6 protein-coding genes are annotated in these 6,576 nt (G+C 72.3%); all 6 read left to right on the top strand.

Going from position 1 to position 6,576, the window contains the following annotated elements; all coding sequences use genetic code 11:
• Positions 1–328 precede the first annotated feature (328 nt).
• The 6 genes from ACFW9D_RS30320 (at position 329) to ACFW9D_RS30295 (ending at position 6,536) form a co-directional block, all read left to right on the top strand.
• Positions 329–1,180 carry a sugar phosphate isomerase/epimerase family protein gene (locus ACFW9D_RS30320; protein ID WP_384627137.1) on the top strand — a complete coding sequence of 284 codons (852 nt, stop codon included), beginning with the start codon at positions 329–331 and terminating at the stop codon, positions 1,178–1,180.
• Positions 1,177–1,815, top strand: a complete 639-nt coding sequence (locus ACFW9D_RS30315; protein ID WP_384627135.1) for an EboA domain-containing protein — start codon at positions 1,177–1,179, stop codon at positions 1,813–1,815. The genes ACFW9D_RS30320 and ACFW9D_RS30315 overlap by 4 nt, the downstream gene beginning before the upstream one ends.
• On the top strand, positions 1,815–2,666 hold the full coding sequence (locus tag ACFW9D_RS30310) for a TatD family hydrolase (protein ID WP_384627133.1): 852 nt from the start codon (positions 1,815–1,817) through the stop codon (positions 2,664–2,666). The genes ACFW9D_RS30315 and ACFW9D_RS30310 overlap by 1 nt, the downstream gene beginning before the upstream one ends.
• Before the next feature lie 3 nt (positions 2,667–2,669).
• Positions 2,670–3,842, top strand: a complete 1,173-nt coding sequence (gene eboE, locus ACFW9D_RS30305) for a metabolite traffic protein EboE (protein ID WP_384627130.1) — start codon at positions 2,670–2,672, stop codon at positions 3,840–3,842.
• Entirely contained in the window at positions 3,839–5,236 is a 1,398-nt protein-coding gene (locus ACFW9D_RS30300; RefSeq protein ID WP_384627128.1) for an alkaline phosphatase family protein, read from the top strand. The genes eboE and ACFW9D_RS30300 overlap by 4 nt, the downstream gene beginning before the upstream one ends.
• Before the next feature lie 130 nt (positions 5,237–5,366).
• A complete protein-coding gene (locus ACFW9D_RS30295; RefSeq protein ID WP_384627125.1) occupies positions 5,367–6,536 on the top strand; it encodes a sugar phosphate isomerase/epimerase family protein in 1,170 nt (389 codons plus the stop codon).
• The last annotated feature ends 40 nt before the right edge of the window (positions 6,537–6,576 follow it).

Raw genomic sequence — 6,576 nt, 5'->3', positions numbered from 1 at the left:
GGCCCCCCCCCCGGCCCCCGGCCGGGCCCGGGGCCCCCCCGGCGCCAAGCGCCGCGCACACCCCCCCCCCCCCGGCGGGCGGGGGCCCCCCCCCCCCCCCGCCCCCCCCGGGTCCCACCGCGTACGCGGTCACCACGACCCGGCCCCTCCTCCATGCCGCCCTCAACCCGTCACCACCCCTGACCCAGCGCGCCGTCGGCGCCGGGATCCGCGCGATGATCCCGCTCCAGGCCGCCCTGGCCGCCCGCGCGGGCGCGCCCGGAACCGCCCTGCTCACCGCCGTCCTCGCGCCTCTCGCCCGCCGCTTCTCCCGGAAGGTGAGCGTCACATGACCCTGCGCTGGGGCTACGGAACCAACGGACTCACCGACCTCCGCCTCGACGACGCCCTCGCCCTCCTCGCCGACCTCGGCTACGACGGCGTCGGCCTCACCCTCGACCACATGCACCTCGACCCTCTGCTCCCGGACCTGGCGGCCCGCACCCGCCAGGTCGCCCGGGCCCTGGACCGGTACGGGCTCACGGCCACCGTCGAGACAGGCGCCCGCTACGTCCTCGACCCGCGCCGCAAACACGGACCCTCCCTCCTCGACCCCGACCCCGACGCCCGCGCGGCCCGCGGCCGGCTCCTCGTACGCGCCGTCCAGGTCGCCGCCGACCTGGGCGCCCACGCCGTGCACTGCTTCAGCGGCATCACCCCGGCCGGCACCGACCGGGACACCGCCTGGAAGCGCCTCTCCGGCGAACTCGCACCGCTCCTGGAAGCCGCCACCGGCGCCGGCGTGCCCCTGGCCGTCGAACCCGAGCCCGGCCATCTCCTCGCCACGCTCGACGACTTCCACCACCTGCGCGGCCTGCTCGGCAGCCCCGACGCCCTCGGCCTCACCCTGGACATCGGCCACTGCCAGTGCCTGGAACCCGCCTCGCCCGCCGACTGCGTCCGCGCGGCGGCGCCCTGGCTGCGCCACGTCCAGATCGAGGACATGCGGCGCGGCGTCCACGAGCACCTCCCGTTCGGCGACGGAGAGATCGACTTCCCGCCGGTCCTCGACGCCCTGGCCGACACCGGATACCAGGGCCTCGTCGTCGTCGAACTCCCGCGCCACTCCCACGCGGGGCCCGAACAGGCCGCCCGATCCCTCCCGTTCCTCCGCGCCGCAGCACGAGGAGGCAGCTCATGAGCAGGACCACCACCGTCACCGCGCTGCGCGCCCACCTCGACGCCGCGCTCACCGACCCCGCCCGCGACTGGCTCGACCAAGCCCTGGCTGCCGCCCGCACTACTACCGGCACGGCTTCGCAGGCCTGGGAGACCCGGTTCGCCGAGGCCGGGCGCCGCACCGGCCAGGACAACGCCGACGCCACCCGCGTCGTCCTGCTGCACGCCGCAGGCGCCGACACGACCACCCTCCACCGGCTGTACACCGAGGGCACCGCCGCGGAACGCCGTGCCGTCCTGCACGCCCTGCCCCACCTCGTGCCGGGCCCCGAAGGACTGCCTCTCGTCGAGGACGCGCTGCGCACCAACGACACCCGGCTCGTCGCCGCCGCCGTCGGCCCGTACGCCGCCGCGCACCTGCCCGCCCACCACTGGCGGCACGCCGTCCTGAAGTGCCTGTTCACCGGCGTGCCCGTCGACGCAGTCGCCGAACTGCCCAGACGCGCCCACGGCGACACCGAACTCGCCCGCATGCTGGGCGACTTCGCAGCCGAACGCACAGCCGCCGGCCGGGCCGTCCCCGAGGACCTGCACCGCGTCCTGGCCCTGACCGAGCCCGCACCCCACGACCCGGGCACCGAGGCGAAGGAGTCCTGATGCGCATCTTCGACCCGCACATCCACATGACCTCGCGCACCACCGACGACTACGAGGCCATGCACGCAGCGGGCGTCCGCGCCCTCGTCGAGCCCGCCTTCTGGCTCGGCCAGCCGCGCACCTCGCCCGCCTCCTTCTTCGACTACTTCGACGCGCTCCTCGGCTGGGAATCCTTCCGTGCCGCCCAGTACGGCATCACCCACCACTGCACGATCGCCCTCAACCCCAAAGAGGCCAACGATCCGCGCTGCACCCCCGTCCTCGACGCCCTGCCGCGCTACCTCGTCAAGGACAACGTCGTCGCCGTCGGCGAGATCGGCTACGACTCCATGACCCCGGCCGAGGACACCGCCCTGGCCACCCAGCTCCAACTCGCCGCCGACCACGAACTGCCCGCCCTCGTGCACACCCCGCACCGCGACAAGCTCGCCGGCCTGCGCCGCACGCTCGACGTCGTCCGCGAGTCCGCGCTGCCTGTCGACCGGGTCCTCGTCGACCACCTCAACGAGACCACCGTCAAGGAGGCCAAGGACGCCGGCAGCTGGCTCGGCTTCTCCGTCTATCCCGACACCAAGATGGACGAGGACCGCATGGTCGACATCCTGCGGACCTACGGACCGGAGAAGGTCCTCGTCAACTCCGCCGCCGACTGGGGCAAGAGCGACCCGCTCAAGACCCGCAAGGTCGCCGACGCCATGCTCGCCGCCGGCTTCACCGACGACGACGTCGACCTGGTCCTGTGGCGCAACCCCGTCGCCTTCTACGGACTCAGCGGCCGCCTCCAACTCGACGCACCCGCCCCGCCCGAGGCCACCCACGAGGGCAACTCCATCCTCCGCGGCGGAGCGTGACCCATGCGCTTCCGCCACCCCGACGGCTCGACCGTCCACCTTGCCTACTGCACCAACGTGCACCCCGCCGAGACGCTCGACGGCGTCCTCGCGCAGCTCCGCGACCACTGCGAACCCGTGCGGAAACGCCTGGGCCGTGACCGCCTCGGCATCGGACTCTGGCTCGCAAAGGACGCCGCCCGCGCCCTGATCACCGACCCCGTGGCCCTGCGCGGCCTGCGCACCGAACTCGACCGGCGCGGCCTCGAGGTCGTCACCCTCAACGGCTTCCCCTACGAAGGATTCGGCGCCGAGGAAGTCAAGTACCGCGTCTACAAGCCGGACTGGGCCGACCCCGAACGTCTCGCCCACACCTCCGATCTCGCCCGGCTGCTCGCCGCCCTCCTCCCGGGCGACGTCACCGAAGGCACCGTCTCCACCCTTCCGCTCGCCTGGCGCACCGCCCACGACACCCGGAGCGCCGACACCGCCACCACGGCCCTCACCACCCTCGCCGAACGCCTCGACGCACTCCAGGAACTCACCGGCCGGTCCATCCGCGTCGGCCTGGAACCCGAACCCGGCTGCGTCGTCGAGACCACCGCCGACGCCATCGCACCGCTCACCCGGATCGGCCGGCCCGACCGCATCGGCCTGTGCCTCGACACCTGCCACCTCGCCACCTCCTTCGAAGACCCCGCCACCGCGCTCGACGCCCTCGCCGCCGCCCGCGTACCCGTCGTCAAATCCCAGCTCTCCGCCGCCCTGCACGCCGAACACCCCCACCTCCCCGAAGTCCGCGAAGCACTCGCCGCCTTCGACGAACCCCGCTTCCTGCACCAGACCCGCACCGTCGCCGCCGGCACCCTGCACGGCACCGACGACCTCGGCCCCGCGCTCGACGGCGCCGCACTCCCGGACGAGACACCCTGGCGCGCCCACTTCCACGTCCCCCTGCACGCGGCCCCCGCCGCACCCCTCACCTCCACACTCGACGTCCTCCAGGACACGCTGACCCGGCTCGTAGGTGGCGAGCACCCCCGCACCCACCACCTGGAGGTCGAGACCTACACCTGGCAGGCCCTCCCGCCCGAGCTGCGCCCACGGGCCCGCGCCCAGCTCGCCGACGGCATCGCCGCCGAACTCACCCTCGCCCGCGACCTGCTGACCCACCTCGGACTGAAGGAGCTGCCGTGACGGACGCGCACCCCCGGCCGACCCCGCTGCTCGTCCTGGACGTCGTCGGTCTCACCCCCCGCCTCCTCGACCACATGCCGAACCTCAAGGCGCTCGCCGGATCCGGCACCAAGGCTCCGCTCAGCACCGTGCTGCCGGCCGTCACCTGCGCCGCCCAGTCGACCTTCCTCACCGGCACCATGCCCTCCGAACACGGCATCGTCGGCAACGGCTGGTACTTCCGCGAACTCGGCGACGTCCTCCTGTGGCGCCAGCACAACGGCCTCGTGTCCGGCGACAAACTCTGGGACGCGGCCCGCCGGGCGCACCCCGGCTACACCGTCGCCAACATCTGCTGGTGGTACGCCATGGGCGCCGACACCGACATCACCATCACCCCCCGACCCGTCTACTACGCCGACGGCCGCAAAGAACCCGACTGCTACACCCGGCCCCCGGCCCTGCACGACGAACTCACCTACAAACTCGGCACGTTCCCCCTCTTCCACTTCTGGGGCCCCGGCGCCGACATCGTGTCCAGCCAGTGGATCATCGACGCCACCCGGCACGTCATCGGCACCCGCGACCCCGACCTGACCCTGTGCTACCTCCCTCACCTCGACTACGACCTGCAGCGCTTCGGCCCCGACGACCCGCGCTCCCACCGGGCCGCCGCCGAGATCGACACGGCCCTCGCCCCGCTCCTCTCCGACGCCCGCGCCGCCGGCCGCACCGTCGTCGCCCTGTCCGAGTACGGCATCACCCGCGTCGAGCGCCCCGTCGACATCAACCGGGCCCTGCGCCGCGCCGGTCTGCTCGAAGTGCACACGCAGGACGGCATGGAGTACCTCGACCCGATGGCCTCCCGCGCCTTCGCGGTCGCCGACCACCAGATCGCCCACGTCTACGTCCGCCGGCCCGAGGACCTCGACGCCACTCGCGCCGCCCTCGACGGACTGCCCGGTATCGAGCGGCTCCTCGACGACGAGGGAAAGAAGGCCTACAACCTCGACCACCCGCGCTCCGGCGAACTGGTCGCCGTCGCCGAGCCGGACGCCTGGTTCACGTACTACTACTGGCTCGACGACGACCGCGCCCCCGACTTCGCGCAGCTCGTCGAGATCCACCGCAAACCCGGCTACGACCCGGTCGAGCTGTTCATGGACCCCCTCGACCCCTACGTCAAGGTCAAGGCCGCCGGAGCGCTCGCCCGCAAGAAGCTCGGCATGCGCTACCGGATGGCGGTCGTGCCTCTGGACCCCTCACCTCTTCGTGGCAGCCACGGCCGCCTCCCCGCGAGCGACGACGACGGTCCGCTCATCATCAGCTCCACCCCCCATGCGTTCCCCGGCCGTGTCGCGGCCACCGATGTGAAAGCCCTGCTGCTGGATCTGGCGGGCCTGAAGCCCTCCTGACCAGGAGCAGTTACAGAGAGTGAAGCACACGTCACTGACAACGCGCCAGTGGCATCCGACCCGCACCTCGACACTCCGCAGCTCGAAGTTCCGGACTTCGAGGATCCGCACCCCGACGAGAGGCACCCCCGTGACCGACTTCCGCGAGACCCCCGCCGACGAGGCCCTCAGAGCCCGCCTCGGCATCAACCGCCGCCGCTTCCTCAGCACCTGCACCGCCGTCGCCGCAGGCGCGATAGCCGCCCCGGTCCTCGGCGCCGCACCCTCCTTCGCCCAGGCCGGGAACCGGATCCCGGGCGAGAGCGAGGGCGACGGCAAGGGGCAGGACCTGGTGCCCGCGCACAAGCGCGGCATCATCCTCTACACCGTTCGCGACGCGACCGGCCGCGACCCGCTCTCCAGCGACCTGCCCAGCGGTTTCCGCGAGGTGTTCAAGGAACTGGCCCGCTACGGCTACAAGCAGGTCGAGTTCGCCGGGTACGGCCAGCACGCCAACGCGCCCGGCGGCGCGAACCTGGAATCCGTCGCCGGCGCCAAGCTGCTGCGCGGCTGGCTCGACGAGTACGGGCTGCGGGCCCAGGGCAACCACGGCTTCATCCCGTCGTCCTGGCCGCTCAGCACGTCCGACATCGACACGTTCAAGAAGCACCTCGAGATCGCCAACATCCTCGGCATGGACCACATGGGCACCGGCGGCGACCCCACCGGCAGCTCGTACAAGGCGGACTGGGACGTCGCCGCCGACAAGTGGAACGCGCTCGGCGAGATCGCGCACCGGGCGGGCCTCAAGCTCTACACCCACAACCACGACGCCGCGTACGGCTTCCTGCTCGACGGCGGTCCGCTCGACGCCCAGGGCCGGCCGACGCGCAGCTCCGGCATCCGCAAGCTGGAGTACTTCCTCCAGGTCAGCGACCCGCGCACGGTGTGGCTCGAGATGGACATCTTCTGGGCGCACGTCGCCCAGTACAAGTTCCACACCTACACCGCGCACGACGGCTCGCAGCAGGAGAACGTCTTCGACCCGGCGGCCCTGGTCCGCGCCCACAACAAGCGCTATCCGCTGTTCCACGCCAAGGACGGCACCCGCAACGACACCAACGGCATGGGCTACGACATGGTTCCCTTCGGCGAGGGCGTCATCGACTACACGACGTTCTTCAGCCGCGTCGGCCGGAAGAACTACCACAACCCGATGGTCGAACAGGACAACGCGCCCAGCGGCACCGACCTCGGCCAGTCGCTGAAGTACGCGAAGACCGGCTACGACAACATGGCGGCGCTGCGCAAGCGGCACTGACGCCCGCCAGCACATGAGTGGGGCCCGGCCGATGTGGCCG

The sequence above is a fragment of the Streptomyces sp. NPDC059524 genome (genome assembly GCF_042749255.1).
GTDB classification, from domain to species: Bacteria; Actinomycetota; Actinomycetes; order Streptomycetales; family Streptomycetaceae; genus Streptomyces; species Streptomyces xanthii.
This window is presented reverse-complemented; position numbering and strand designations above follow the sequence as displayed.